Origin of the sequence: Hallella absiana, assembly GCF_025457485.1 — a bacterium.
In the GTDB taxonomy this organism is placed as follows: domain Bacteria; phylum Bacteroidota; class Bacteroidia; order Bacteroidales; family Bacteroidaceae; genus Prevotella; species Prevotella absiana.
Genome location: NZ_JAMXSP010000009.1, coordinates 75,932 through 102,359, shown reverse-complemented (window position 1 = coordinate 102,359; position 26,428 = coordinate 75,932). Strand labels below are relative to the sequence as shown.

Here is a 26,428-nt window from a genome sequence, read left to right as displayed (position 1 = left end):
GTTATTACTTCTCCTGCGCCAACCGCTCCTGGATAGCCTTGCTCTCAGCCTCATAGCCAGGCTTGTTGAGCAGTGCGAACATATTCTTCTTGTAAGCTTCCACACCAGGCTGGTTGAACGGATTGACACCTTCCAGCAGACCGCTGATGCCGCAAGCCTTCTCGAAGAAATAGATGAGCTGACCGATGTAGTACTCGTTGAGCTGCGGCACGCTGACACGCATGTTTGGTACGCCACCGTCGACATGAGCCAGACGGGTGCCGAGTTCAGCCATTTTGTTCACCTCATCAACACGCTTGCCCTCAAGGAAGTTCAGTCCGTCGAGGTTCTCTTCGTCATGCGGGAAGAGCAGCTTCTCGTTAGGAGTCTCGACAGAGATCACCGTTTCAAAGATGGTACGCTCGCCCTGCTGGATCCACTGGCCCATAGAGTGCAGGTCGGTAGTGAAGTCACAAGCAGCGGGGAAGATACCCTTACCGTCCTTACCCTCGCTCTCGCCGTAGAGCTGTTTCCACCACTCAGCGAAGTAGTGGAGCTTCGGCTGGAAGTTGCAGACGATCTCGATCTTCTTGCCAGCCTGGGTATACAGTCCCTGACGGGTAGCAGCATACTGTGCAGCGGGATTCTCGGCGAAGGGAACGTCCTTGCCACAAGCCTTCTCCATGTCCTGAGCACCCTTGACGAGAGCCTTGACATCGAAGCCAGCCACAGCGATCGGCAACAGACCTACCGGAGTGAGCACAGAGAAGCGGCCACCTACATTGTCAGGAATGACAAATGTCTTGTAGCCTTCTTTATCAGCAGCGGCACGGGCAGCACCCTTGTGCGCGTCAGTGACAGCCACGATGACATCCTTGGCCTCGGCCTTACCACGCTGAGCCTCGCACTGCTTCTTAAGCAGACGGAAGGTCAGAGCAGTCTCTGTAGTGGTACCAGACTTGGAGATGTTGATGACACCGAACTTCTTACCCTTCAGGTAGTCAGTGAGTTCAGCAAGGTAGTCCTCACCGATGTTGTTACCGGCAAACATGATGGTGGGGTTCTTCTTGTCACCGACAAGCCATGCGAAGGAGTTGCCAAGTGCCTCGATGACGGCACGTGCGCCCAGATAGCTGCCGCCAATACCAGCGACAACGACAACCTCGCACTTCTCGCGCAATGTGTTGGCGCAAGCCTGAATCTCGTTGAGGAACTCCTCTGTGATCTCAGAGGGCAGGTGCAACCAGCCGAGGAAGTCGTTACCCTCGCATGTTCCATTCTCCAAGGCCTCCTGAGCGGCCTTCACCTTTGGCTCGTAAGCCTCCACTGTACCAGCCTTGAGGAACTGTACAGCCTTCGTTGTGTCTAATGCAATGTTTTTCATGATAATCTTTCAAGAGTCAGAGTTAGGATCACGACAGAATCACGGCAGATAGACAGACTACTCTGTTGAAGACAGAAAGACATACTTTTCTTTTTAAGACAGAAAGACATAAAAAACATATTCTCATTAATTCTTTTTTCAGACAGAAAGACATAAAGAACATATTTTTCTTCTATTCTTTCTTAGACAGAAAGACATAAAGAACATATTTTTCTTCTATTCTTTCTTAGACAAAAAGACATAAAGAACATATAATTCATAAAGATATATTCTACCCTCTGTCTTTGCCTTAGTCTTTATTTCTGTCTCAGTTTCTACTTTCGTCTTCTATACGAATAGCCTTCTCACTGTGATGTGGTCTTGCCTAATCCTTTCTCATCATCTTACCTTATTAAATGAATAATACTAACTTATACTTGTTTTACTACTTTGTCTTCTTGTATTCCCTGTATTTACGCTTTATCTCCAGATTATCGCCTCCGAAGTTAATGAGCAATCCGGTATCGATATGGAGAGCCGTCAGATAATTGACTATTTGGACCTCATCCTGCCTCGTCAGACATTGCGTTGCCTTCAACTCAATGATGACATCATTGTCCACAAGCATGTCCGCTCTGTACTCCCCAACCACAACGCCCTTATAATAGACATCGATGGGTGCTTCGGGTGTCACATTCAGGTTGTGCTCTCGAAGTTCAAGATACAAGGCATTCTTATATACCTTTTCCAAGAATCCTTTCGGCAGCACGCCCCGAACATTATAGGCGCATTGAATAATCTTAGTTATCTTCTCTTCCAGCGCCTTTCTCTTTAACTCTTCTTCATCCATCTTACTCATTATATTATATTGCTCTCCTTTTCCTAAACTCAAAAATACTTCTTCATAAAAATATGTCCTTTATGTCTTTATGTCTTAAAAACAAGAACATGTCTTTTATGTCTTTATGTCTTAAAAAACAGAACATGTCTTTTATGTCTTTATGTCTTAAAAACAAGAACATGTCTTTTATGTCTTTATGTCTTAAAGCCAAGAACATGTCTTTTATGTCTTTATGTCTTAAAAAACAGAACATGTCTTTTATGTCTTTATGTCTAAAAACAAGAACATGTCTTTTATGTCTTTATGTCTTAAAAACAAGAACATGTCTTTTATGTCTTTATGTCTTAAAGCCAAGAACATGTCTTTATGTCAAAGCACTCACGAGAGTCTTTCTGTCAAAGAGGGGATGACATCACGCGGACGCAGGTCTTTGTAGAGTATGTCATAGACAGCATCGAGGATTGGCATGCACACGTGGAGCTGCCGGTTGATCTCCTCCATGCACTTCGTACCGTAGTAACCTTCCGCGACCATCTTCATCTCAGCCTGGGCACTCTTGATGGAGTAACCCTTACCGATCATCATACCGAAGGTGCGGTTGCGTGAGAAGTTGGAGTAGCCCGTCACGAGCAGGTCACCGAGGTAGACGCTGTCACAAATGTTGCGGTGCACCGGGTTGACGGCAGTCAGGAAGCGATCCATCTCACGGATAGCATTAGTGAGGAAGACTGCCTGGAAGTTATCGCCATAGCCCATGCCGTTGCAGATGCCCGCACAGATAGCGTAGACATTCTTCAGCACAGCCGCATACTCGATACCCGTGACATCGGTGGAGGTTTCAGTCTTCACATAGTCACAGGCGAGCACGCGCGAGAACTCCCTTGCCATCTTCTCGTCGCTGCCAGCCACGGTGAGATAGGTAAGTCTTTCGAGAGCCACCTCCTCAGCGTGCGACGGTCCGCCAATGCAGAGCAACTGCCGGTAGGGCACGCCGTAGCGCTGATGGAAGTAGTCTGAGCAGACCACATCCTCGCCGGGCACGATACCCTTGATGGCGGTGACGATAAACTTATGGCTGATGTCGGCTGTGAGTTTCTTCAGATGGTCTTTCAAGTAAGGCGAGGGCGTGACGAAGACGAGCGTGTCGTATTCAGTGGCAATCTCGTTGATGTCCGAAGTGAACTCGATGTCATCAGTGTCGAAGTGTACACCTGTGAGATAGGCCGGATTATGTCCGAGCCGTCGGAAGTCAGCGATGCGGTCGTCACGCCGCATATACCATCCGATGTGTCCCGTGTGCTCCACCACCACCTTAGCGATGGCGGTAGCCCACGAGCCGCCCCCGATGATGGCCACACGGCCAAAATCGGGGATAGAGCCTTTCTTCCGCAGGCCCAGAGCTCTACTGATTCTTCTGAACAGACGCATAGTCAACTTATCGTCTTAGAGATTCTTGGCACCGTCGATCCAGTGCTGGATGTCGTCGACTGTCGGTTTCTCGTATCCGAGTTTATATTTCTTGTTGATCTCACCGATCTTCTGCTGCAAGCCCTGCGCCTTTTCGTCTTTGATGTCGGAAATGAGGTTGAAGCCAGCCTTACGCAGCACATACACCCAGTCCTCAGGTACGCCGAGGGCAGCCCATTCCTTGATGCTGCTCTGTGGCATCTTAGCCTCAGGCTTCATCTGCGGGAAGAGCATGATCTCCTGAATGTTTTCCTTACCGATCATCAACATGCAGAGGCGGTCGATGCCGATGCCGATACCACTGGTGGGCGGCATGCCATATTGCAGGGCACGCAGGAAGTCTTGGTCGATAATCATTGCCTCATCGTCACCCTTGTCGGCGAGCCTCATCTGCTCCTTGAAGCGGTTCTCCTGATCGATAGGATCGTTGAGCTCAGAGTAAGCGTTGGCGAGCTCCTTACCGTTGACCATCAGCTCGAAGCGCTCTGTGAGTCCGGGCTTAGAACGGTGCATTTTCGTCAACGGACTCATCTCCACTGGGTAGTCAATGATAAATGTTGGCTGGATGAACGTACCCTCGCAGAACTCACCAAAGATCTCATCGATGAGCTTACCCTTACCGAAGCTCTCGTCGATGCCTTCCATCTTGAGTTTGTTCACAGCGATGTCGCGGATCTCCTCCTCGCTCTTGCCGTCGAGATCGAAGCCCGTCTTCTCCTTGATGGCATCGAGGATAGGCAGACGGCGGAAAGGAGCCTTGAAGGAGATGACGTGGTCGCCGTTCTTCACCTCTGTGCTACCGTTGACAGCCACACAGATGGTCTCGAGCAAGCGCTCGGTAAACGACATCATCCAGTTATAATCCTTGTATTGCACATAGAGCTCCATGCAGGTGAACTCCGGATTGTGGTATTTATCCATACCCTCGTTGCGGAAGTTCTTACCAATCTCGTAGACACCTTCGAAGCCGCCTACGATGAGTCGCTTGAGATAGAGCTCAGTAGCGATACGCATGTACATGTCGATGTTCAGCGCATTGAAGTGCGTGATGAACGGACGTGCGCTGGCACCACCGGGGATGCTCTGCAGAATAGGAGTCTCCACCTCAGTGTATCCTGCCTCATCAAAGAAGTTGCGCATGGTCTTGAGCACCTTGGCACGTTTGAGGAATGTATCCTTCACACCGTCGTTGACGATGAGGTCGACATAGCGCTGGCGGGCACGCAGCTCAGGATCGTCGAACTTGTCGTAAGCCACACCATCCTTGTATTTCACGATAGGCAGCGGCTTGAGGCTCTTGCTCAGCAGTTTCAGCGACTGGGCGTGAACAGAGATCTCACCCGTCTGTGTCTTGAAGACGAAACCTTTGATACCGATGAAGTCACCGATGTCGAGGAGTTTCTTAAAGACCTTGTTATACATGTCCTTATCCTCGTCGGGGCAGATGTCATCACGGGTGACATACACCTGGATTCTGCCCTTGCTATCCTGCAACTCTACGAAGCTGGCCTTGCCCATGATACGGCGGCTCATCATACGGCCGGCGATGACGACCTCCTGCTTCTCCCCCTCCTTAAAGTTTTTCTTGATGTCTACTGAAAAGGCATTGGTGGGGAACTCAGCTGCGGGATACGGGTCGATACCCATGTTGCGCAGCTCCTGCAGGCTCTGGCGTCGTCCGATCTCCTGCTCGCTTAACTCTAAAATGTTCATACTAATAATTATATTCGAATATATTTTTCCTATATGCAAAGTTACAAAAAAGAAACGAGAACAAGAGCTATTTAATAATTAATAACCACCTCAGCCGGTGTGCAACATGCGCAACCCTGCACGATGACAGTGCGATAAGCGTGAGCGTCACTCACCCTCGCCAATGAAAGAAGATTACAGTTTGACGAATATCCGTTTCTTCCACAGCGCCTTTCAGGGGATGCTAAAAATTACTCAGGCTATCCTATTTAGCAGGAAGTCTTCGTCCTGTTACTGCAATACCGACAGTCGCGGGGAGATTTTTCATCGTACCTTTAACCACATTTCTTGCTATCCCTTTGCGAAGAGCAGCAGGGAAATGGATTGTGCCTTGAGATCCGGAAACAATAGATAGCCCCACAAAGTATTCGTTTCCTTTCTGCAAAGTGATTGGCGAATTGGTCATTATTTTAACATCTGAATTCTTATTCTCTGAAGACAGATTAATATAGATAGGCTTGGAACTAACTGGCTCGAATTGACCTTCAACCACTTTATAAACGATAAGTCGAAGTGTACATTGCTCATAGGTGCATTCTTCTATGTGCAAATTGAAATAATCTATAATGAAATTATCACTTGCTTTAAATTTAGGACCTATCTCTATTTTCCCAGAAGGAGCATTTCCGAAAGCGACATCCCCTGGAAGTTTCATACCTTTCCGTAGAATGGTAGTCACCTTACCCTTTCGGGCAGCTACAGAAGCCTCTGCTATGTCATACACTCTGTCTTCCATTACAACACAAACATTTCCACCCTTGTATTGTGAATATGGTATCATTTTCTTCTTGTAACTAATATGCGAGCAGGTCATAGGACTTTTAATGTTACCTGGAATCTCTAAAGCAAAACGCCCTTCTTTGTCTGTAAGAGTGAAGATGCTGTCTACACAAATCGTTGCATACTCAATGCCAACATGTTCTTCATTCTGTACTAATCCGCTAATTTTAACCTGAGCCTTCAAGTCAAAGATTGAAGCGGCTAACAAAAAAACCAACAAATAGAGTTTCTTCTTCATCCTTGAAATTATATTATATAAGTCTGAATCTCCTCTACCTTCACCAAGTCATAACCTTTTATCTGCACGACGATAGGATGAAGCTGTGTGCCGTGGAGCATGCTCTGCAGTTTCTTATCCGCAGCATAAGTTTTTATCTGCTGCTCGGCCTCTGTCCACTGCCGTTCCGCCTCTGTATCAGAGGCATCGGTCTTGAGGTACTTCAGTTCTAAGATATAGCTGTGCTTCACCATCGGATAGACCGCATAGTTGGGCAGCAGGAAGAAGTCGCAGAAGCCGTGGCTGAACTCCATCTCCGGCGCGACAAGGTAGTAATTAGTCAGCGTGAGGTAGGCGTTCATAAATCCTTGCAGATTGCGTTCGCCCTCGATTAACTGGCGCACGGCAGTGGTGTCGTGGTAAGCCTGGCAAATGAAGGAGATGAGCGGCTGCCAGTCACCGTCAAGGGCCGCGCCGTCAAAAGCCTTTCGCAAATCCGTGACCGGCAGCGCATAGATGGTCTGATATTCGTCCAACATGTAATGATAATACTGTAGGCGCACATTGTTGTTGGGAATGACCAACTTCAAGTTCTCACCACGCACACCACCGATGGTGAGCATGCCGTAGTAATAAAGCAGGCTGATAAAATTGCCAAACTCCATCATTCGCTCGGCCGGGAAGTGGCTGACCACCGGACTATAAATGTATCCGTTCTCAGTAATCTCGTGGATAATATTCAATCGCTCACCGTCCAACTTGTCTATTTCTATCAAGCGCTTCATCTTGGCATAGTCGGTCATTGTGTTCGAATCAATGAGCTCTTTAGGGCGACGACCTTGCTCTACGAGGTTGCTCAGATAATAACACACCATATCACTGTTGAACATACTCGGCTCCTTACCGAAACTTTCCCCAGCAAAGCAGTAATTGTCATACCAAGGTTTGATATCGGCGATGATACCCTCCTCGGTCACCGTAGCGGGCAATGCACCAACACCTTGGTAATAACGTATCATCTGCCTGACATCGTCCTCAGAAAATCCGAGCATCTGATTGAAGAACGGGTGCATCGTGATGTTCAATGCGATATTATAGCCGCTGGTGAGGTCGTCAAGGGTGATGGGCGACACACCGAGCATGATGATACGGTCGAATACTGGTTTGAACTTCTTAAACAGTTCCCGATAGATACCCGTGCCATGCGTCAGTTCATGATAAGCCTGTTGTCCCTTGGTATTGAGCACGTCGTTGGTGAAGTTGTCATATTCATCAACGATGAGATAAAGGCCTATTCCCAACTGTCGGGACAGGTTGCCTATGAGCGTCAGCTTGCTTGCCCCTGTCGGGGTTATCTGCAACAGTTGCGTAAGCTGTGGAGGATAGAACTTCGCGTATTTCAACGCAAAGAGCTCACATTGGACAGACAGGTAATTATTCAGATTGTCTGCAATATGGTCTATATCCCCCTGCACTTGTGAAAAGTCCAAGTGCAACATCAGATACTTGTTCTTGTATTGCGTGGGATGGTCGGCCACATAGAGCCCTTTGAACAGCTCGTCGAAGTTATCCTTCTCACTGATGTCGTAGTAAGCCTCCAGCATACTGAGAAATAGGCTCTTGCCAAAACGACGCGGACGGACAAAGAACAGGAAATTGCCGGTTCGTTCCATCTTCTCAAAATACATGGTCTTGTCAACCAGATATTTGTTCTCACGCCGCACTTGCTTGAAGTTGGAAATGCCGTAGGGTATCAGCTTAATGTCGTTGCTCATCATGGAATCTGCTTATCGTTTCTGCAAAAATAGAACTATTTTCTCAGACAAGCAAATAAGATGGCAAGTTTATTTTCTAATAATACACATAATTTCGGCGCTCATAACTTGATGAACACCCGCTTCTTCCACAGTGCCCAGCCCATCAGTGCGTGCAGGGCGACAAACAGCGCAGCATAGGCGACACTGGCCCAATAGCCGTTGAGAATCACCGCATGGAGCAAAGAATAGGCTCCTTCCTTAATGCCCACGGCACCGAAAAAGATGCCTACTGCCTCGCTGGCCACATAGAGGAAGAGGGGATTCATGCCGAACCATAGCGTCAATTTCACCAACCACGGTTGCCCGGCAGAGCCGCTGTTTGTCGTCTGACTTTGGGCTCTGTAGATGTCAAGCCAGCCTACAAGCAGTCCCTGCAGAGAGGCGGCAATGCCGCAGGTGAGCAGAACATAGGAGGGACTCCACACGCGCTTGTTGAGAGGCAGACCGAACTGCAGGAGCCAGCCCGCAAAGGCCATAACGGCGCCACAGACCAACAGCCGTGAGAGGACGACGAGATGGGGATGTCCCAACTCGGGACGCTCTTTACGAAGTGCCCACGAAGCGACGAGAAAACCTATCATCGTGTTGGTCATGGCAGACAGGCTGGAGAGCAGTCCCTCGGGGTCTACGGGCGACTTATGATAGAGATGGGCATCGCCCAACAGTGCATGGTCCACGCGCGAGAGGATGTTCGTGACGCTGTCGTAGTCATAACCGCCACCAGCAAGCAGCACGACGGAATAGCCCGTCAACAACAGAGCTACGAGCACCCACAGTCCACGGAAGGAATGGGTTAGATGATGGATGGTGAGAACAGCGGCTACGGTGGCTCCATAGCAGATGGCGATGCGCTGCATCACGCCCATGATGCGCAGATGGGCAAAGTCAAGCGGACGGCCGTCCATGGCCATGTCGAACCAGTTGATGAGCAGTCCGATGAGGAAGAGCAGCAGCGTGCGCTTAATGGTCTTACGGGCCTGCTGTGGTGTCCACCGGAATCCGCCCTTACGAAGACTGAGATAGGTGGAGATGCCCATGATGAAAAGGAAGAAGGGAAAGACGAGATCACAGGGCGTCATCCCGTTCCATTTGGAGTGCTGCAAAGTGGAGAAGATCTCCTCACCGGCTCCGTTGTTTACGAAGATCATAAACATGACTGTCAGACCGCGCAGAACGTCGAGGCTCACCAGTCGTTTCACTGCATTTGTATTTTGCTTCATCTTGTTCTTTCAATATTGTTGACCGACTACAAAAGTAATAAATATATTCTGAATCCAATAACTTTTATGACACAAAATTGCTTGACAAAACGCCATCTGTTCTCTCTTTCATTCTAGAGAGAATATAGTGCGCTGGCTCAGCGCAAATCGACTTGGAAACACGAAAATCATGGGGCAATTTCATCAAAACAGTGGTTTTACTTCGTCAAACTTATTGTTTTATGTGGTCATCTCAGTTGTTTTACACGATAAAACAACTGAGATGACGAAAAATTTTCTAGAGAATTTTCCCTCAGAAAGGGACTTTGAGAAGATCTGAAAATCGGGATAATTCACAAAACACTGTTAATCAACAAATTAAGAAAACATCACGAGAATCGAGAAATCAGGAGCAAGAGGTCACTTGCTCGAGAAAATCGCCTTCTCGCACCCGTTTTTTTGTCAGAAAGCCCGACATTTTGTTTCTCTCAAAAACGCCATCACCCGCTTTGCCATGTCGACGCAATCGCCTACCGGCACCGGTGAATAGGTGTTGTGTCGAAGCGTCCACGGCTCTTCCATCGCATACCAGTCGATAACCGGGGCTTTGGGCAGCGCCATGGCAAAAAGCTCTGTCGCCGTCTTGTTGGCATTTGCTCCCTCGCCAAGTGCCGAGGCGTCGGGGCGGCTGTCATGGGCCATCTGTCGGGAGAGCGCATCGAGATAGGTCTGCCAGCGCACGTAGTAGAAATCGCTCAACAGTCCTTGCCACTCCTTGTGGGCATAGTCGCGGAGCCCTCCCCGGTCGGCGCAGTCGCGGTTGCCCCAGGTCGTTATCTGCACACGGGCGTTCCACTCATAGAGATCCTTCTCTTGCGGCGTACGTCCCAACGAGCGCGCTGCCTCGGTCCAATGGCCAAGGCGGAACTCACGCCGCGTGCCCAGGAGACTATCCTGCAAAAGCAACATGTGAAGGAAACGGGCTGAGTCGGCCGAAAACGCACGGCGGTCAAAGCCACGGTAGTCCGCGATGGTACGCAGATATTGCAGTCGGGCCTGGTCGTCGAGGGCCTGACGGGTGATGTCCACCAAGTCGTACTCAAAGTTGTTGTTGCCGCGGTATTTGTCGGCGACGCTTGTCATCAGCTCAGCGGCGCGACGGGTATCGTTGGGATCATAGTAGTTGTGCATCTTCGACCAGCTTTTCACCTGGAAGTTGTCGATCGAGGGACGTCCGTCAAAGATGCTTTCATGAGGCCCCTGCTGGTTGTTGCCGAGCGGACAGTTATAGATGCTGTTGGCCAAGACTTGCCAAGCTTGCTGCAGTGCAGGGTCTGCCACGCCATAGCGGGCACGCACATAGCTGTTGAGCCACCGCTGTTTGAAGGCAGCAATGTCCTCATCGTTGGGCAGCGAGTCGGTCATCCACGGCAGTTCGCTCATCAGTTCAAACATCACGGGGTTGTTTTCCGAGCCCTCCATGGTGTAGCCCCAACCACGCAGATGCTGTCTGGCACTTTGCAGAGGAGAGGTCGGGGCGACTGCCAGCCGGAAGTTATGGAGGAGCTGGTCCATGCGTCCGTGAAGCCCCACGTTGGCTCCGAAGTTCTCCAACATACAGAATAGCCATGGGTGATCGCCGTAGCCCTTGTCACGCCGCCACACCGAAGGTGCTCCGAACATCGGGCGGCACTCCGAGAAGAGGTCCAGCACCATCAGGTCTTGAGCCGGCAGACTGTCTGCCATCGCCGGGCGCGGGTTCTCGGTCCAGCCCTGTACCACCCATACCGCCTTGGGGTTGACACGTTTCATGGCGGCGAGCAGCTTGCGTCCGCAGGCCGCATAGTCGATGGCACTGTTGTCGGCACTCTCGTGGAAAGGATCCATCGAGTAGTAGCTTGCCTTGCCGTAGAGCCGCGTCAGCTCCTTGTAATAGAGGTCAGCGATGCGGTCAAAGGACGGATCGGTAGCAATGAGATTGGACGGGCGCGTATAGCCGTTCCACAGCCCGCCATCGGTCACGCCGACACCCATCTTTGTCTTGGCGTCGTGCGGCAACATGCCGCAGTAACCCGGCAACACGGGGTGCATGCCCAAAGAACGCTCGCGCTGCAGGATTCGTTTCTGCAATGCTTCCTGCTGTCGATACCAGTTCTCGGGCAGCGGTCCACCCCACCCCTCGAGATTGTTCATCGCCCACCAGGCCAGAAAAGCCGGCCCGGCAATGAAGCGTCCTATCTCTTCCTTGGAATAGCCCAGCTTCAAGAGCATGTTGCGCCATACCACTTCTTCGCCCGTCACGGCCAATGGCATGTTGATGCCGTGCAAGGCCATCCAGTCGATCTCTTCCTGCCAGCGGTTCCAGTCCCAAAAGGCCATGGAGTAGGAAAACGTGCAGTAGTTGAAGTCGTAGCGGTCGGTGAGCCAGGTAGTATGGCGCTCCTTACCTTTGACAGCGGGCAGGCGCTCGGGCAGGCGGGGGTGCATATTGTTCCAACTGACCATGATGCCGGCATGGTGCTTGAGATACCAGTTGACACCCGTGGCGATGTTCACCCACGTATTGCCTTTGACACAGACCTTGCCGTCGCGCTGCGAGAGCTCAAAGAAATCGGTATCTGACGGTTGCAACTCTGTGATGAACTTGCGTGCGGCTCCTGCGTCCATACGGTTGAGCAGGTCGTCAACGGGATTGGCCACGGCCATCATTGGAGCAAGAAAGGTGAGCCCTGCGATCAGGACTTTCCTCATTTTATTCATAGTGTTATTAAGTTTAGACTGCATAATAGATGATTTGTTTGGCAAAGGTAATAGAATTTTTCGTATCTTTGCAAGGAAGAATAAAATAAAAAACAAAACCATGAACATAGAAAAAGAAAAAGCCGTCATCGAGAAGCAGGGAGGGCTCTCGAAGACACTGAATATGGAGTTTCTCTCAACCGAGGAGCCCGACACATGCATGGCACGCATGAAGGTCGACGATCTCAACCGACAACCGTTTGGCTTTCTCTCCGGCGGCGCTACGCTGGCACTTTGCGAGAACCTTGCGGGCGTAGCTTCCATGGCACTTTGTCCTGGCAAGATCTGCGTGGGCATCAATGTCAGTGGCAACCATCTGCGTACGGTGCTGGTGGGAGATACCGTCACGGCCTATGCCCAACTGCAATACAAGGGTCGCACACTGCATGAATGGCAGATCAACGTGAAGAACTCCAAGGGTGAGCTGATCTCTACGGTACATGTCACAAACTATATCTTGTCGCCACGAAAGGAATGACCACAAACAACTATGTATGCTACCGCTTGCCGGAGCAGAAAGAATATGTACGACTGGAACAGCGTGAGGGTGAACCCGTGGCCATGAAGTCTGTCAAAGACCTCAACGGCCGCAAGGGTTTCGTCTTCGCACCGTTCCAACCGTCGGAAGAGACACCCGTTTGGCTCTTGCAACCCGACAGCATCGAGCAAAAAGCTGTGGGTGAAGGGGATTTCAAGCATAGCGAGAAACACAGCGACACGGAAATGAAGAGCAAGATAGCAGAGTACGATCAGCTGGAACGGAAAAATTATCGTCTGCGTTTCGACCTCTGCAAGACGATGTTCAAGCTTGGAAAGGTTAGCAAATTGGTCATAGCCCGGCATGTGCATGAGATGCAATATGCCGTCGGAGCCCCCGAAGAACTGTTTCTGCACGCCTGCCGCCTCTATCCCCATCAGTATATCGCCCTGGTGAACATGGAACATGCGGGGACGTGGCTCATGGCTACACCCGAAGTGCTCATCGAAGGCGACGGACTCAACTACCACACCATGGCCCTGGCGGGCACGCAGAAGATGCCGGTCGACTACAGACCTGGGCAGGAGCTGAAATGGTCGGAGAAGAACCGCAAGGAGCAACGCTATGTAGCAAACTACATCTCAGACACGCTGCGTCCAATGACCAAGACCTTGGATCACGGACATCCCCACACCACCATGGCGGCGCAACTGCTCCACCTGCGCACTGATTTTGACTTCACACTCAACGACGACGTGCAACTGGGCGACGTGCTCAATGCTCTCCACCCTACCCCTGCCGTGTGCGGCATACCCAAGGACGCTGCCCAAAAACTCATTCTCGAATATGAGAAGGATGAGCGCAAATACTACAGCGGCTTCTGCGGACCCTATGATCCGGAAGGAGAGACACGGCTCTATGTCACGCTACGCTGCATGGAGATAGCCGATGACCACTATATCCTACACGCCGGAGGCGGCATCGTGCCGGAAAGTAAGGAGAAAGAGGAATGGAAGGAGACAGAGATGAAACTCAACACCATGAGAGATGTATTGCGATAAAGATAATGTCAACACGCTCACTGCGCTGCTCATCGCTCACGGCGTGCGCCATGCAGTCGTATGTCCGGGGTCACGCAACGCGCCTATCGTGCACAACCTCGACGTGTGCCCTGAGATCCAGTGCTACCCCATCACCGACGAGCGCAGTGCCGCGTTCTATGCACTCGGACTCTGTCAGGCCACAGAGGAACCGGTGGTCGTCTGCGTCACCAGCGGCACGGCACTGCTCAACACGCTGCCCGCTGTCGCCGAGGCAATGTATCAGCATCTGCCTCTCGTGGTCGTCTCGGCCGACCGACCCAAGCAGTGGATCGGACAACTCACCGGACAGACAATGCCTCAGCCGGGGGCACTGACCTGCTTTGTCAAACGCACGGTGGATCTGCCCGAACCGCACAACGACGAGGAGCACTGGTATTGCAACCGACTCGTCAACGAGGCACTCATCGCCGCCACACAACCTTGCCAAGGCCCGGTGCACATCAACGTACCCATCACAGAACCCCTCTACTCTTTCAATACACGCGAGTTGCCCTCGGAACGCATGATTGCGTTTAACTCTCTGCTGGCGGCTCACGATGGCGGAAAGGAAGCGTGCGTCTCGGCCAATGCAATTACAGCCGTAGCCCACGACCTTTTGCAGCAACTCGCCAAGGCTGAGCGACCGCTCATCGTCATCGGACAGATGAAGCCGTCGGACTTGGCCAAAGGCAGGATTCCGGCACTCACCGACAAACACTATGTGGTCTGGAACGAGGTTCTCAGCGGTGAGGACGGTGCCACGTCACTGGAAGAGATGTTAGCTATGGCAGGAGGCAACAAGGATTTCTTGCCCGACTTCATCCTCTACATCGGCGACACACTGGTCAGCAAGCGTGCCAAGCAGCTCCTGCGACAGGCTAAGGACGCTATCTGCTGGGAGGTGAATGCCAACGGCACTGTCCACGACCCGATGATGAACCTGCACGGCATCGTACAGGCAAGGCCCGACGACGTGCTTGCCGCCATCACAGCGGAGGGACCGCGCGAGTGGTTCGACCGCTGGGAAACGCTACGCTGGAAAGCAGAGGATCACCGCCGGACGTTCGTCCCTCGCTACTCCAACCTGCTGGCCGTGCAACTCCTTGAGGAGCGGCTCAGCAATACCGCGGAAGGCTACGCCCTGCACTACGCCAACAGCACGTCGGTGCGACTGGGCTGTCTCTATGCCCGGGAGCATGTCTACTGCAATCGTGGCATCAACGGCATCGAGGGCTCGCTGTCCACGGCTGCCGGTTTCTCGCTCGCCACAGACGATCCGGTGTATTGTGTCATCGGTGACCTGAGCTTTTTCTACGACCAAAACGCACTGTGGAATACCAACCTGAGGCAGAACCTCCGCATCTTGTTGCTCAACAACAGCGGTGGTGAGATCTTTGCCAAGTTCGACGGACTGCGCCAAAGTCTGGCACGCAGCATGGTCATGGGCGTGCACGCCACCACAGCAGAGGGCATCTGTCGCGAGAACGACATCATGTACTGTCACGCTCACAACGAGGAGGAGCTCTACAATCTCCTCGGTGCGCTCGTCAGCCCAAAGGCGGAGCGTCCTATGCTCCTTGAAGTCTTCACCAATGCCGAAGACGACCTGAGGGCTTATCAAGAATACTTTAACACCTTATTATAATATGGAAAAGAGAAATTGGAAAACCATACCGGGTTTCGACTTCAAGGAGATCCTCTTTGAAGAATACAATCACATCGCAAAGATCACCATCAACCGTCCACGCTATCGCAACGCCTTCACACCACTCACGGTGTGGGAGATGAGCCAGGCCTTCACCTATTGCCGCGACCATCTCGACATCCGCGTGGTGATCCTCACGGGTGCCGGTGACAAGGCCTTCTGTTCGGGTGGCGACATGCACGTCAAGGGACGTGGCGGATATGTCGGTAGCGACGGTGTGCCACGCCTTAACGTGCTCGACGTGCAGATGCAGATTCGCCGACTGCCCAAGCCTGTCATCGCCATGGTCAACGGCTACGCCATCGGTGGCGGACATGTGCTTCACGTGGTCTGCGACCTGACAATCGCTTCCGAAAACGCTATCTTCGGGCAGACAGGACCAAAGGTGGGCAGCTTCGACGCTGGACTGGGTGCCAGCTATCTGGCACGCATCGTGGGACAGAAGAAGGCACGCGAGATCTGGTATCTCTGCCGACAGTATTCCGCAAAGGAAGCTGAGCAGATGGGACTCGTCAACAAGGTGGTGCCCTTTGACCAACTTGAGGATGAAACGGTGGCCTGGTGCGAGACGATCATGGAGCGCTCACCGCTCGCCATCCGCATGATGAAGGCAGGATTCAACGCCGAGCTCGATGGTCAGGCGGGCATCCAGGAACTTGCCGGCGACGCCACAATGCTCTACTACACCCTCGACGAGGCACAGGAAGGCGGACGCGCTTTTCTGGAAAAGCGCAAGCCTGACTTCGACAAGTATCCTCAGTTCCCTTAAGACAGAGTAACAGAGTGAACATAAGACATAGTAACATAGTAACAGATATAATAACATAGTAATAGACATAATAACATAAACAAGAGTATAAATGGAGGACATCAATGATTTAATAAAACTAATGATTGAGTGTGCGAAAGCTGTCCGACGTCAGTTGGGGCCGGGTTACTTAGAGGCCGTCTACAAGAATGCGATGCTCATTGAGATCAGGAAGCACAAGCACGTTGTTAGAACAGAAGTTCCATTTGAGGTTCGTTACGATGGCATCGTAGTTGGAAGCTATAGGGCTGACATAATCGTTGACAACAGACTCATCCTTGAGTTAAAGGCTACTACCTGCCTTACCATGGCCAATGAAATTCAATTAGTGAACTATCTCAACGCCACAGGCATCGATGATGGATTTCTCATCAACTTCGGCTCAGATCAATTGCAATTCAAACATAAGTATCGCACCTACAAAAAAACCGTCCATAATACATAGCATGTACACACTGTTTGTTTGACAGAGTAACAGTGTATATATAAGACATAGTAACATATTGAACAGACTAAGACTTTGTAACAGAGGAGACCGAAAGATTATTAGACAATGTGTCTTATATCTGTTCAATATGTTACTATGTCTTATATCTGTCCAATATGTTACTATGTCTTAGTCTGTCCAATATGTTACTATGTCGTAGTCTGTCCAATATGTTACTATGTCTTATATCTGTTCAATATGTTACTATGTCTTAGTCTGTCCAATATGTTACTATGTCTTATATCTGTTCAATATGTTACTATGTCTTAGTCTGTCCAATATGTTACTATGTCTTATATCTGTTCAATATGTTACTATGTCTTTATTTACCAATGTTACTATGTCTTCAAAGGTAGCGCATGAGGATGTCCCATACGGCAATGAGGTGGCAGACGCTGCCGGCGAGGACAAAGAAATGGAAGACGGTGTGCATGTAGCGACGACGGCGAAGGGTGTAGAACAGCGCGCCGGTGACATAGCACACACCCTCGGCGATGATCCAGATGACCGTCGCCGCACTCACAGAATCGATCAAGGGCTTGAAAGCGATGAGCACACTCATGCCCATACCAACGTATACCAGCGTCTCCAGATTGCTGTGGGCCTTGAGCTTATGGAAGCTCGTGATCGTGCCCACGATGGCGCAGAGCCATACAAAGCAGAACAGCGTCCAGCCCCAATAGCCCTCATGGCGCAAGGCGATGAGCGTGATGGGAGAATAGGAACCGGCGATATGCCAGTAGATGGCCGCATGATCCCACTTGCGCAACCGCTCCTTCCATGGTGACCAGGCCGAGAGGGCATGATAGACGGTAGAAGCAATATACGAACCGAGCATGCCCACAAGGTAGAGGATGACGCCTGCTGTGGCCCAGCCATTGCCACGCGAGAAGCAGAGATAAAGGAAGATAGCACCAAAGGCCACGCCCAAGAAGATGCCGCCTGCATGGCTCCAGGAGTTCCACAACTCTTCTTTATGATTATAGAATATCTTTATTTTCATGATATGCTGTTGCTTACTGATAAATGATTTCTGTGTAAAGATAGCGTAATCTTAGTGAAAGACAAAATAAAACTTGCTTTTTTATCCTTTTTTTCTTACTTTTGCCTTCACGCAACAAAAGTAGCTTTATCATGAAATACGAGATCACCGACAGGGTGCTGCACTTCAAACAACCGGCGGGAACCAGCCGCGGCGTGTACACCACCCACCATTCTTACTATATTACCCTTGAGCGCGACGGCATATACGGCACGGGAGAGTGCTCGACACTGCCTGACCTCAGCTGCGACGCCATGAGTGACGAACGCTATCAGGCTCTTCTTCGCGACACCTGCGACCTGGTCAACCGTCTGGGCGGCATCCCCTATGAGATGTTGCGGCCTTACCCTTCCATTCTCTTCGGACTGGAGACGGCTTTTGCACAACTCGACGCTAAGGGGTCTACAGCACTCTTCGACACTCCGTTCAGCCGGGGAGAAGAGGGCATCACCATCAATGGACTCGTGTGGATGGGAACCTTTGACGAGATGTACGGGCGGCTGGAAACAAAACTTAAGGCAGGCTATCATTGTGTGAAGCTGAAGATTGGAGCCATCGACTTCGAGCGTGAGCTGGACTTAGTGAAGCACATCCGTGAGTGTTTCAACAAGGAGCAAGTGGAGCTTAGAGTAGATGCCAACGGTGGCTTCACGCCCGACAATGCCATGCAGCGCTTGGAAGCACTGGCCCGTTACGACATCCACTCCATCGAACAGCCCATCAAGCCGCATCAGTGGAAAGAGATGGCGGAACTCTGCGAGCACTCGCCCCTGCCCATCGCACTCGACGAGGAGCTCATCGGCATCAACATGCCGTCGATGAAAGCCATGCTGCTCGACAAGATCCGGCCGGCCTATCTCGTGCTGAAGCCCAGCCTGCATGGCGGCATGCACGGATGCCGCGAATGGATCAGAATGACCCAAGACCGTAGCATCGGCTCATGGATCACCTCGGCACTGGAAAGCAATGTCGGACTCAACGCCGTGGCCCAGTTCTGTGCCGACGTGTACGGACCACACATCACCCTGGCGCAGGGGTTGGGAACAGGTCTGCTCTACACCGACAACATCGCCATGCCTCTGGAGATTAAAGACGACAAGCTATGGTACTCGAAGAATTCCTGAGTGAGTGGCGCAACAGTAGCGATCGCGTGCTCGTCCACACCAGTGGCAGTACGGGCGCACCCAAACCGATGTGGCCCGAGAAGGAGAAGATGCGCAACTCGGCCCGCATCACCTGCGACTTTCTGGGACTGCAACCCGGAGACACGGCCCTGCTCTGCATGAACCTGAAGTATATCGGTGCTAAGATGGTCGTGGTCCGGTCCATCGAGCGTCGGCTGCGCCTGCTCAGCGTAGAGCCGAGTGGGCATCCCATGGCGGCCTTATTACAAGGGCAAAGTGTCACAGAGACCGACTTCCACGACCCTGCTGCCCTGCCCCACCCTTGTCCACAAGGGCAGAAAATCCCGGCTCCAACCTTTGCCGCCATGGTTCCCCTGCAAGTCTACAACACCCTGCAAGTGCCCGAAGAAGCGGCTCTGCTACGTCAGATCCGTCATCTGATCATTGGCGGCGGTGCTATCGACGACCAGCTTGCGGCAGCCTTGCGTGACTTCCCCCATGCGGTGTGGAGCACCTACGGCATGACGGAGACGCTCTCGCATATCGCCTTGCGACGCCTCAACGGCTCAGAGGCCAGCGAGTGGTACCAGCCTTTCCCAAGTGTCAAAGTAAGTTTGGATAAAGATGATTGTCTGATGATCAATGCACCCTTGGTGCATGAGGGAACACTAAAGACCAACGACCGTGCAGAGATCGTCCCCGGCAAGGGCTTCCGAATCCTCGGACGTAAGGACAACGTGATTGTCTCAGGGGGTATCAAGATACAGATTGAGGAGGTGGAACATGCATTGAAGCCTTATCTCTCCGCTCCGTTCATCATCACACGGCGCAAGGACGTGAAGTTCGGCGAGGCCGAGATCCTACTCACCGAAGCCACCGACACCGATGCCGTCACCGCCATCTGCCGCCGTGTCCTGCCCAAATACTGGATTCCACGGGAAGTACGACACATCGATCACATCCCCATGACGGAGACGGGAAAGCCAAAAAGAAAAGTATAAAAGGAAAAAAGGAAAAGAGGAATAAAGTAAAAGAGGAAGATAAAAGGGTAAAAAGGGGAAAAAGAAAAAAGGTAATAAATGTTGCTTCTGCCACAAACAAAGAAATCCCAAGCACGAGACTCACGTCTCAAAGCTTGGGATCTTCTATAATGATTGGCAGGTTAATTATTATCTTGACTGTCGATAGCCTTGATCTTCTGGCGCACGAGCTCAGCATCATCTTTGAGTCGCTGCACTTTACGGTTCATCTCGTCAACAAGGCTGTTGCCTTTCTTACTTGAGATATTCAAGAAGCCAAGGTTGTTTTCATAGGTGGCAATCTCTTGCTTGAGCTGCTCATAGCGGCGGGCCAGACGGCCACGCTCGTTGTCCACGGCATCCTCGCCACGCTTGGCCACGTTGCGGAGGTTCTGTTTGAAGTTATCAAGACGACGGCGGGCCACGGATACATGCAGGTCGCTATAAATCTTGTCCAGCACATCGTGGTACTCCTTGAAGATCTTATCTTTCTCCTTGAAAGGCACATGGCCGACAGCATTATATGCGTCGACAAGTTCCTGAACCTTGTCCTGTGCGTCTTCTACGCCCTTCTCTGCAAGTTCCTTGAGCTGAGCGATGATATCACGTTTCTTTTGCAGGTTGGCTTTCTCCTCAGTACGGGTGCCGGCATGAGCGGCGTTGCGTGCATCGAAGAAATGATTGCAAGCCGTGAGGAACTCGTTCCACAGCTGGTCACCGAGCTTCTTTGGCACGGCACCGATGGTCTTCCATTCCTTTTGCAAAGCAACAAACTTATCACCCGTAGCCTTCCAGTCTGTGGAGTCGGTCATTTCCTGAGCCTTCTTGATGAGCTCGCGCTTCTTCTCTGCGTTGGCAGCAAACTGCTGCTTCAGCTGTTTGAAGAACTCACTCTTGCGGCTGAAGAAGTCGTCACAGGCGGCACGGAAGCGCTCAAAGATCTTCACGTTCATCTTCTGTGGCGCAAAGCCGATGGTCTTCCACTCCTGTTGCAAGGCGATGATAGCCTTGGAGTGTTTCTCCCAATCACCAATGCCTTTATTTTCTTCTTTGGCTAAGGCTTCCACCTTCTCACAGAGCTCCGTCTTCTTGGCGAGATTCTCTTCTTCTTTGGCACGAAGCTCTTCAAAGTGCTGCTGGTGTTTCTTGTTGATGACCGTGCTGGCAGCCTTGAAGCGCGCCCAAATCTGTTCACGCAGATCTTTGGCGACAGGTCCTATCTCGCGATACTGTGCGTGCAACTCCTGCAACTGATGGAAGGCACTGACCACGTCGGGCTCCTTGTCCAAAGCCTCTGCTTCCTCACAGAGTTTTGTCTTGGCTTCGAGGTTCTTCTTAAAGTCGTACTCACGCGCTTCGCGGTTGAGGTTGAGCAAGTCATAGAACTGCTCTACATAGAGTTGGTAGTTGCGCCACACCTCATTGGCTTTCTCCGGCGGCACAGACTTGATCTCCTTGAACTCCTTTTGCAGTTCCTTGAACTCATTATAGTTTTTGTTGGCTTCCTCGGGAGAGGTAGCCATTGCCTTTATCTTCTCTATGATATCGAGCTTACGTTGCAGATTGGCCTGTTTTTCAGCCTCCTGCTCTTGGAAAGCCTTGGCGCGCTTTTCCTTGATGATCTGCATCTCTGCCTTGAAAGTCTCCTCGTCGTCATCGGGCAGAACCTGATATTTCTCAGGATCGCCGCCGGCTTCGAGATAGTCTTTCTGCCGTTTCTCGCGCTCGGCAATGTGGAATCTATAGAAGGAAGACTTCAAGTGCTCCACTTCATCCTTATCGGGCTTGTCCTCGTTGCGGGCAATCTCCTTGATTCTTTCGAGCACCTCCTGCTTAGAGGCATAGACCTTGTGAGCAGGCTGTTCAGCGGAACTGTCACCATTCTGATCCGTTGCCGAGGCTTCAGCCTTCTGTGGTTTGTCTTCCTGGCTTTGGCTATCAGCCGACTGTTCCTGGTTTGTAGACGCTTCCTGCTGCACTGTCTCAGACGATTCTGCGGCAGGCTTCTCAGTGGCAGCCTCTGTGTTTTCTACATTCTCGTCCTGTGCCTGCACAGCATTCTGTTCGCCTTCCGTGGCTCCTTGGGCCAGGCTCTTATCCTGCTCCAAGGCGTTTTCTTGAGAGTCCATCATTACACCGTTTTAAGTTTATGATTCGGTTTATCACTTGCCTCTCCCCCGCCTCTATAAATAGACAACAAGGGGAGCAGACAACACATGCTATTTGATATTATTATGCAAACTTAAACAAAAAAACTGTAATTCCAACAAAAACCACCGTTTTTTTACGAAAAAACTTAAGTTTGCCGCCGTTTAGCGTATTAAAGGAGCCGTTTCCGTTTCAAATACCAAAGACTGATCGCTGTCGCAACTATGGATATGGCGATGGTGATGACAAAGCCATAGCGCGATGTCTCCAAACCGTTGACGACGTTCATACCATACAAACTGGCGATGAGCGTAGGGAACATCAGCACGATGTTAATAGACGACAAAGTACGCATCGTGGTATTCATATTGTTGTTGATGACGCTCTGATAGGTGTCCATCGTCGATTCCAGAATATTGGAATAGATGTTGGTGGTCTCACGCGCCTGGGTCATCTCGATGCTGACATCCTCGATAAGGTCGGCATCCAACTCATCGACTTGCAGTTTGAACTTCAGTTTCTGCAGCAGGTTTTCATTGCCACGGATGGAGGTAATGAAGAAGGTCAACGAGTCTTGCAGCCTTGACAGTCCGATCAGGCTCTCGTTGTTGATCTCGCTGTCGAGGTTGTGCTTAGCCTTTTCGATAAGGGTGTTGATCTGCTTCAACCGTTTCAGATACCACACGGCACTGGAGAGGAAGAGACGGAAGATCATGTCGACATAGTCGGTGAAGCCTTCGCCGCGTTTCTGCTGATAGCTGACGAAGTCGATCATCATGTTCGTCTCGTAGAAGCAAACGGTGATGGTCACATCGCGCTTATGGATGATGCCAAGCGGCACTGTAGTATAAGGAGTACGGCTTTTCACCTCCTTGACGTAAGGAATACGCAAAATGATGAGCATCCAACCATCGTCGTACTCATAGCGGGCACGCTCATCCGTATCACTGATGTCGCTAAGGAAATAGTCGGGAATATTAAATTTGTCCACCAGTTCGCGCTGGTCATCGTCGGTGGGGCACGTTACTTGAATCCAGCAGTTGGGCTGCCACTCCTGGAGGGCGCTCAGCTTTTTCTCAATGTTCCAATATGTTCTCATTGTAGCCAATCTCCATGATAAGAAGTGTGGGGACTGACTCTCCGAGTCGAATCCTCACGTTAACACTTGAAGTTTTCCGCGTGATAATCGTCCATAAATTGATGAATATTGATTAACTGACTGCAAAATTAGAAAAAATAAGTGAGTGAGCCAACGATTTAATATTCTTTTTGATGACAAAGATGCCAAAAGCAAGACAAGAAGACATGCTTCTTTTAGTTTAGACATAAAGACATAATGGACGTGTCCTTTTTTTAGACATAAAGACATAAAAGACATATTCTTCTTTACTTTAGACATGAAGATGTAATAGACGTATTCTTTTTTTTTAGACATAAAGACATAAAAGACATATTCTTCTTGTTTAGACATAATGACATATTTCATTATACGTAAAGACAAATAAGACATAAAGACAAAAAAGAAAATATGTCCTTTATGTCTTTATGTCTTAAAAAAGACAACATGTCCTTTAAAATATGTCCTTTATGTCTTTATGTCTTAAAAGAGGACTTGTCCTTCAGAATATGTCTTTATGTCTTAAAAAGGAACCTGTCTTTATCGTCTACTTCTCTGGAACTTGCTCGAGTACTGCTGTCAGCAGTTTCCAGAAAGGCTCTGCTGTAGCGATTTCGAAACGCTCGTTGACGGTGTGGGGGCTGCGGAGCGTAGGACCGAGAGAGACTACCTCCATATTGGGGTACTTCTCCAGGATCACCGAGCACTCCAGTCCGGCATGATCCACGACGACCGTTGCGTCCTTGCTGTTCTGCTCTTTGTAGACTTTGCAAAGCAACTTCAGCAGAGAGCTGTCGGGGTTAGGATCCCAACCACCGTAGGAACCAGAGAACTCTACCTTCATGCCAGCCATGGAGAACACGCTCTCCAACTGTGTAGCGACATACATCTTCATATCCTCACGGCTGGAGCGAGCCAGGATCTTGATGGCGGCCTTCCCCTCACCAATAGAGATGATGGCGAGGTTTGAAGAAGTCTCCACTACGTCGGGCTTGACAGGAATGAAGCGCACCACGCCGTTGTGGCAACCATAGATGGCGTCCACAAGGTTGTCCTGGATCTCTTCCGGCACCAGTGTAGCAGGCTTGTCAACGTCTTCGCAGAAGAACTGCACGTTGCTCTCGATGGTTTTGAACTCATCCTCAATGGCCAGTCGCTGTTTTTCTACCATCTGCTTCAGTGTCTCCACATTGGCTTTTGGCAGAGCAAGCACCACCTCAGCATGAGAAGGAATGGCATTGCGCATGTTGCCGCCTTCCCAACTGACCAGGCGGGCAGCAAGCTCGGCAATAGCCTCACGCACGAGACGCACCATCTCCTTATTGGCATTGGCGCGACCAGCATTGATTTCCAGACCAGAGTGTCCACCGCGCAATCCCTTCAAGGTCACCTTGACGGCAGCTTCCTGGTCGTTTTCCACTTCCTGATATTGCATTGTTGCGGTGATATCGATACCGCCTGCGCTACCAATACAGAAGTTGCCCCATGTCTCTGAGTCAAGGTTGAGATAGTAGTCAGCATTGAGTTCTCCCTTTGGCAACTCATTGGCACCAAACATACCGGTTTCCTCATCGCGTGTGATTAAAGCCTCCAAAGGTCCGTGCTTGAGATCGTTGCTCTCGAACACGCCCATGATGGCAGCCACACCGATACCGTCGTCAGAGCCAAGCGTAGTGCCTTTGGCGTGTACCCATCCGTCCTCGACATAGGTCTCAATCGGGTCTGTCTCGAAGTTATGCTTGCTGTCAGGAGTCTTCTGTGGCACCATATCCATGTGAGCCTGCAACAGTGTAGTCTTACGGTTCTCATAGCCTGGGGTAGCCGGTTTGCGCATGACGATATTTCCACCAGCGTCCTTGAAGGCCTCTACGCCGATTTTTGCTGCGAAGTCAAGAAGGAACTGCTGTACTTTCTCCAAGTGACCCGACGGACGTGGCACCTGTGTCAGTGCGTCAAAGTTGCGCCAGATGGCTGCTGGCTGCAGATTGCTGATTTCACTCATAATATTACGTTTAATGGTTACAATAAATATTTTATCTATTCACTGATGATTGTCTCTTGCTTGTTGCTCGTCTTTTTCTTCGTGAAGCTTAGTGCCATCCACCCATAGATACCGATGACCACGACGAGCAAGGTCTGGATGCTGTGGACGATGAGCACAAAGTTCAAGGCTGCCGTAGACGCCACGCCATAGAGAATGAGCATGGTTTTCACCGCAAAATGCCAGGGGCCGGCACCGTTGGGCGTGGGCACGATGACAGCAATACTGCCGACGATAAATGTGACCATCGCGCAAGCGAAACCCAGATGGCGGGTCGCCCCGAAGCAGAAGAAGGTGAGATAATAGTGGAGGAAATAGCATGCCCAGATAGCAACGGAGTAGAAAATAAACAGTGGCACATTCTTGACATAGCGCACCGACATCACTCCCTGCCACAGTCCATGGAAGAGCTCCTTCACCTTATTATATATAGACATCTTTCTGAGCAGCACCCAGAGAAGTATCACCACGGCGACACCGCATATCATTGTCACCAGCCAACCGGTAGACGAGAAGCTTGCCAACAGTTCATCGACACGCGTGCCCGTACGCCGGAAGAATGATTGGAAAACACGAAACTGGGAGAGAAGCGTGACAAAGATCATCACCAGCACCAGCAACGAGTCGATGGCACGCTCCGTAACCACTGTCCCCAAAGCCTTGGGAAACGACACACCGTCCCATCGCCGAAGGATGCCGCAACGCGCAAACTCACCTACACGTGGTATAAGCAAGCTCACGGCATAGGACACAAAAACACTGTTGACCGACACCGAGGCGCGGGGCTTCTCCCCGACAGGCTCCAAAGTCTGCTGCCAACGCCAGCCACGGAAAGCCTGAGCCAATATGCCGAAGGGGAAGGAAAGGAGCATCCATGTCCAGTCCATTCCATGGAGGAGCACCTGCTTCATGCCTTGGAAATCAAAACCACGATACATCCAATAGAGGATGGCACCGCCCAGCATCAGGCTCAATGCCACCTTCACTATGTTGTTGATGGTGTTTCTCTTCTTCATATAGCATACAAAAGTAATGTAATTCAGTGGAATAACGAAACTTTTTTAGAAAAATAATCATTTTATAATGTACGCTTCTACCCTTCTAGAATCCATTGACACACGTCAATCCGCTTGACACGTATCAATTAAAATCACATATTTTGC

Annotated in this window: 20 protein-coding genes; 7 read left to right on the top strand and 13 right to left on the bottom strand. The window is 50.7% G+C overall.

Features of this window, described 5'->3' with window-relative positions; all coding sequences use genetic code 11:
- Window positions 1-4 precede the first annotated feature (4 nt).
- From NG346_RS06485 to NG346_RS06450, 8 genes are all read right to left on the bottom strand, one after another.
- The gene (locus tag NG346_RS06485; RefSeq protein ID WP_154535360.1) at window positions 5-1,363 is read right to left on the bottom strand and encodes a glucose-6-phosphate isomerase; all 1,359 of its coding nucleotides are present in this window, start codon (window positions 1,361-1,363) and stop codon (window positions 5-7) included.
- Window positions 1,364-1,787: 424 nt separating this feature from the next.
- A complete protein-coding gene (locus NG346_RS06480; protein ID WP_154535359.1) occupies window positions 1,788-2,192 on the bottom strand; it encodes a GxxExxY protein in 405 nt (134 codons plus the stop codon).
- 369 nt (window positions 2,193-2,561) lie between these two features.
- The gene (locus tag NG346_RS06475) at window positions 2,562-3,611 is read right to left on the bottom strand and encodes an NAD(P)H-dependent glycerol-3-phosphate dehydrogenase (protein ID WP_263010686.1); all 1,050 of its coding nucleotides are present in this window, start codon (window positions 3,609-3,611) and stop codon (window positions 2,562-2,564) included.
- Between the two features lie 15 nt (window positions 3,612-3,626).
- Window positions 3,627-5,363, bottom strand: coding sequence for a lysine--tRNA ligase (gene lysS / locus NG346_RS06470; protein WP_262288454.1), 1,737 nt, complete (start codon window positions 5,361-5,363; stop codon window positions 3,627-3,629).
- Between the two features lie 244 nt (window positions 5,364-5,607).
- The gene (locus NG346_RS06465; RefSeq protein ID WP_262288453.1) at window positions 5,608-6,420 is read right to left on the bottom strand and encodes a hypothetical protein; all 813 of its coding nucleotides are present in this window, start codon (window positions 6,418-6,420) and stop codon (window positions 5,608-5,610) included.
- Between the two features lie 8 nt (window positions 6,421-6,428).
- Window positions 6,429-8,177: an ATP-binding protein gene (locus NG346_RS06460; protein WP_235899385.1), complete on the bottom strand. Its 1,749-nt coding sequence runs from the start codon at window positions 8,175-8,177 to the stop codon at window positions 6,429-6,431.
- A gap of 98 nt (window positions 8,178-8,275) precedes the next feature.
- The gene (locus tag NG346_RS06455) at window positions 8,276-9,436 is read right to left on the bottom strand and encodes an acyltransferase family protein (protein ID WP_262288452.1); all 1,161 of its coding nucleotides are present in this window, start codon (window positions 9,434-9,436) and stop codon (window positions 8,276-8,278) included.
- Window positions 9,437-9,877: 441 nt separating this feature from the next.
- The gene (locus NG346_RS06450) at window positions 9,878-12,166 is read right to left on the bottom strand and encodes an alpha-N-acetylglucosaminidase (protein ID WP_262288456.1); all 2,289 of its coding nucleotides are present in this window, start codon (window positions 12,164-12,166) and stop codon (window positions 9,878-9,880) included.
- Between the two features lie 109 nt (window positions 12,167-12,275).
- Between NG346_RS06450 and NG346_RS06445 the strand changes: the two genes are divergently transcribed.
- The 5 genes from NG346_RS06445 (at window position 12,276) to NG346_RS06425 (ending at window position 16,732) form a co-directional block, all read left to right on the top strand.
- A complete protein-coding gene (locus tag NG346_RS06445; RefSeq protein ID WP_154535353.1) occupies window positions 12,276-12,692 on the top strand; it encodes a PaaI family thioesterase in 417 nt (138 codons plus the stop codon).
- Entirely contained in the window at window positions 12,689-13,753 is a 1,065-nt protein-coding gene (locus NG346_RS06440; RefSeq protein WP_262280153.1) for an isochorismate synthase, read from the top strand. The genes NG346_RS06445 and NG346_RS06440 overlap by 4 nt, the downstream gene beginning before the upstream one ends.
- On the top strand, window positions 13,740-15,419 hold the full coding sequence (gene menD / locus NG346_RS06435) for a 2-succinyl-5-enolpyruvyl-6-hydroxy-3-cyclohexene-1-carboxylic-acid synthase (protein ID WP_262280154.1): 1,680 nt from the start codon (window positions 13,740-13,742) through the stop codon (window positions 15,417-15,419). Before NG346_RS06440 ends, menD begins: the two co-directional genes overlap by 14 nt.
- A gap of 1 nt (window position 15,420) precedes the next feature.
- Window positions 15,421-16,248 (top strand): 1,4-dihydroxy-2-naphthoyl-CoA synthase, encoded by an 828-nt coding sequence (gene menB / locus NG346_RS06430; RefSeq protein ID WP_154535350.1) that lies wholly within the window; start codon window positions 15,421-15,423, stop codon window positions 16,246-16,248.
- Window positions 16,249-16,339: 91 nt separating this feature from the next.
- The gene (locus NG346_RS06425) at window positions 16,340-16,732 is read left to right on the top strand and encodes a GxxExxY protein (RefSeq protein ID WP_262280155.1); all 393 of its coding nucleotides are present in this window, start codon (window positions 16,340-16,342) and stop codon (window positions 16,730-16,732) included.
- A gap of 388 nt (window positions 16,733-17,120) precedes the next feature.
- On the opposite strand, the gene trhA is transcribed toward NG346_RS06425, so the two are convergent.
- Window positions 17,121-17,777, bottom strand: coding sequence for a PAQR family membrane homeostasis protein TrhA (gene trhA / locus NG346_RS06420; protein ID WP_262280156.1), 657 nt, complete (start codon window positions 17,775-17,777; stop codon window positions 17,121-17,123).
- A gap of 131 nt (window positions 17,778-17,908) precedes the next feature.
- On the opposite strand from trhA, the gene NG346_RS06415 reads away from it, so the two are divergent.
- Together NG346_RS06415 and NG346_RS06410 are read left to right on the top strand one after the other, a co-directional pair.
- The gene (locus NG346_RS06415) at window positions 17,909-18,940 is read left to right on the top strand and encodes an o-succinylbenzoate synthase (protein WP_262280157.1); all 1,032 of its coding nucleotides are present in this window, start codon (window positions 17,909-17,911) and stop codon (window positions 18,938-18,940) included.
- Window positions 18,919-19,941, top strand: a complete 1,023-nt coding sequence (locus NG346_RS06410) for an AMP-binding protein (RefSeq protein ID WP_262280158.1) — start codon at window positions 18,919-18,921, stop codon at window positions 19,939-19,941. Before NG346_RS06415 ends, NG346_RS06410 begins: the two co-directional genes overlap by 22 nt.
- A gap of 161 nt (window positions 19,942-20,102) precedes the next feature.
- Here the strand turns inward: NG346_RS06410 and NG346_RS06405 are convergent, their stop codons facing one another.
- The 4 genes from NG346_RS06405 to NG346_RS06390 all read right to left on the bottom strand — a co-directional run bounded on the left by NG346_RS06405 (window position 20,103) and on the right by NG346_RS06390 (window position 26,281).
- Window positions 20,103-22,091 carry a DUF349 domain-containing protein gene (locus NG346_RS06405; RefSeq protein WP_262280159.1) on the bottom strand — a complete coding sequence of 663 codons (1,989 nt, stop codon included), beginning with the start codon at window positions 22,089-22,091 and terminating at the stop codon, window positions 20,103-20,105.
- A 188-nt stretch (window positions 22,092-22,279) separates the two neighbouring features.
- Window positions 22,280-23,206, bottom strand: coding sequence for a magnesium transporter CorA family protein (locus NG346_RS06400; RefSeq protein WP_262280160.1), 927 nt, complete (start codon window positions 23,204-23,206; stop codon window positions 22,280-22,282).
- A 565-nt stretch (window positions 23,207-23,771) separates the two neighbouring features.
- A complete protein-coding gene (locus NG346_RS06395) occupies window positions 23,772-25,226 on the bottom strand; it encodes an aminoacyl-histidine dipeptidase (RefSeq protein WP_262280161.1) in 1,455 nt (484 codons plus the stop codon).
- Between the two features lie 35 nt (window positions 25,227-25,261).
- Entirely contained in the window at window positions 25,262-26,281 is a 1,020-nt protein-coding gene (locus NG346_RS06390) for a lysylphosphatidylglycerol synthase transmembrane domain-containing protein (RefSeq protein ID WP_154534497.1), read from the bottom strand.
- Window positions 26,282-26,428 lie beyond the last annotated feature (147 nt).

Bases quoted from the DNA above. Each gene is read 5' to 3' on its own strand.
- NG346_RS06485 (WP_154535360.1), bottom strand. From the start codon at position 1,363: ATGAAAAACATTGCATTAGACACAACGAAGGCTGTACAGTTCCTCAAG.
- NG346_RS06480 (WP_154535359.1), bottom strand. From the start codon at position 2,192: ATGGATGAAGAAGAGTTAAAGAGAAAGGCGCTGGAAGAGAAGATAACT.
- NG346_RS06475 (WP_263010686.1), bottom strand. From the start codon at position 3,611: ATGCGTCTGTTCAGAAGAATCAGTAGAGCTCTGGGCCTGCGGAAGAAA.
- lysS (WP_262288454.1), bottom strand. From the start codon at position 5,363: ATGAACATTTTAGAGTTAAGCGAGCAGGAGATCGGACGACGCCAGAGC.
- NG346_RS06465 (WP_262288453.1), bottom strand. From the start codon at position 6,420: ATGAAGAAGAAACTCTATTTGTTGGTTTTTTTGTTAGCCGCTTCAATC.
- NG346_RS06460 (WP_235899385.1), bottom strand. From the start codon at position 8,177: ATGATGAGCAACGACATTAAGCTGATACCCTACGGCATTTCCAACTTC.
- NG346_RS06455 (WP_262288452.1), bottom strand. From the start codon at position 9,436: ATGAAGCAAAATACAAATGCAGTGAAACGACTGGTGAGCCTCGACGTT.
- NG346_RS06450 (WP_262288456.1), bottom strand. From the start codon at position 12,166: ATGAGGAAAGTCCTGATCGCAGGGCTCACCTTTCTTGCTCCAATGATG.
- NG346_RS06445 (WP_154535353.1), top strand. From the start codon at position 12,276: ATGAACATAGAAAAAGAAAAAGCCGTCATCGAGAAGCAGGGAGGGCTC.
- NG346_RS06440 (WP_262280153.1), top strand. From the start codon at position 12,689: ATGACCACAAACAACTATGTATGCTACCGCTTGCCGGAGCAGAAAGAA.
- menD (WP_262280154.1), top strand. From the start codon at position 13,740: ATGTATTGCGATAAAGATAATGTCAACACGCTCACTGCGCTGCTCATC.
- menB (WP_154535350.1), top strand. From the start codon at position 15,421: ATGGAAAAGAGAAATTGGAAAACCATACCGGGTTTCGACTTCAAGGAG.
- NG346_RS06425 (WP_262280155.1), top strand. From the start codon at position 16,340: ATGGAGGACATCAATGATTTAATAAAACTAATGATTGAGTGTGCGAAA.
- trhA (WP_262280156.1), bottom strand. From the start codon at position 17,777: ATGAAAATAAAGATATTCTATAATCATAAAGAAGAGTTGTGGAACTCC.
- NG346_RS06415 (WP_262280157.1), top strand. From the start codon at position 17,909: ATGAAATACGAGATCACCGACAGGGTGCTGCACTTCAAACAACCGGCG.
- NG346_RS06410 (WP_262280158.1), top strand. From the start codon at position 18,919: ATGGTACTCGAAGAATTCCTGAGTGAGTGGCGCAACAGTAGCGATCGC.
- NG346_RS06405 (WP_262280159.1), bottom strand. From the start codon at position 22,091: ATGATGGACTCTCAAGAAAACGCCTTGGAGCAGGATAAGAGCCTGGCC.
- NG346_RS06400 (WP_262280160.1), bottom strand. From the start codon at position 23,206: ATGAGAACATATTGGAACATTGAGAAAAAGCTGAGCGCCCTCCAGGAG.
- NG346_RS06395 (WP_262280161.1), bottom strand. From the start codon at position 25,226: ATGAGTGAAATCAGCAATCTGCAGCCAGCAGCCATCTGGCGCAACTTT.
- NG346_RS06390 (WP_154534497.1), bottom strand. From the start codon at position 26,281: ATGAAGAAGAGAAACACCATCAACAACATAGTGAAGGTGGCATTGAGC.